Below are 252 nucleotides of genomic sequence, written 5' to 3' on the forward strand. Positions count from 1 at the left end.
CATGGACATCGACATGGTGTCGTTCACCGGTTCAACCAGGGCCGGTGTGTTGATCGCTGAGGCGGCTGCTCCCTCGGTCAAGCGCGTGGCTCAGGAACTGGGCGGGAAGTCGGCTAACGTCATTCTCGACGATGCCGACCTCAAAGCCGCAGCTAAGTGGATTCACTCGCGCATTTTCCAACACAGGCCAGTCGTGTCACGCTCCGTCGAGAATCTTGGTTCAAGAGAACCAGGTGGAAGAGGTATTGGCCT

1 pseudogene is annotated in these 252 nt (G+C 57.9%); it reads left to right on the forward strand.

Going from position 1 to position 252, the window contains the following annotated elements:
- A pseudogene (locus SB753_RS39540) lies at window positions 1–252 on the forward strand (aldehyde dehydrogenase family protein); the annotation flags it as partial.

Origin of the sequence: Paraburkholderia sp. SIMBA_053 (assembly GCF_046534895.1) — a bacterium.
GTDB classification, from domain to species: Bacteria; Pseudomonadota; Gammaproteobacteria; order Burkholderiales; family Burkholderiaceae; genus Paraburkholderia; species Paraburkholderia caledonica.